Here is an 823-nt window from a genome sequence, read left to right on the forward strand (position 1 = left end):
CACGATGACGTCGGCGCCGTCCCAGATATGGACCCCGTTCGCCGTCGTGCCGGTGATCGAGCAGCCCGCCACGGTGACGTCGGTAGCGGTGGCGGCCGGGGTGGAGCGCGAGTCGACGGTGACGCCGGCGCCGGTGGCTCCGTTGACGTGGGCGGTGATCCGGCCGCGGCGGGTGCCGAGGGTGGACACGGCGGTGGCGCCGCAGCCGCGGGCCACGACCTGGTCGACGCTGTAGTCCTCGACGTCGACCAGGCGCACGGCCGTCCCACCGACGTCCCGGACGGCGATGCCGGACACTTCCACGCCCTGGACGTATCCGGTGTCCTCGCCCTCGATACGGACGGCGGCGCCGTAGGTGCCGCCCCCGTACATCACGACGTCCTCGACGACCAGGTTCCGCAGCGCCTGACTGCCCGCGATGGACGGTGAACCGGCACCGGCCGGGGTGCGGTGGGAGGCACTGGAGGAGTCCAGGGTGCGCACCCGCACGCCCGCGCCGCAGTCCTTCAGCGTCAGCCCGGAGACCCGGGAGTCCTGCCAGGTGTAGGCGCCGACAGCCCACTGGGTGAGGCTGTCGCAGTACAGATCCCGGATGACGATGCCGGTGTGTGGCTTGTCGGGGCTCGCCGAGTGCGAGCCGACCGCGCGCGGCCAGCTGGTGGTGCCTGCCGTACCGGACGGACCGACGTGGCAGCCCTCCACGACGATGTCGATACAGGGGGTGTCGTCGTAGGGCCCGAAGCCTCCGAAGTACGCCGAGCCCTTGGCGAGGTCGGGCTGGATGAACTCGCTGAAGTCGCGGCCGCCGGGGTCGAGGTAGCCC

1 protein-coding gene is annotated in these 823 nt (G+C 72.2%); it reads right to left on the reverse strand.

Annotated features, from left to right (window positions below; all coding sequences use genetic code 11):
- The coding region (locus CCN39_RS50525; RefSeq protein ID WP_208630696.1) for a hypothetical protein at nt 1–823 on the reverse strand (823 nt) is incomplete at both ends.

Origin of the sequence: Amycolatopsis kentuckyensis (genome assembly GCF_002155975.1) — a bacterium.
In the GTDB taxonomy this organism is placed as follows: domain Bacteria; phylum Actinomycetota; class Actinomycetes; order Mycobacteriales; family Pseudonocardiaceae; genus Amycolatopsis; species Amycolatopsis kentuckyensis.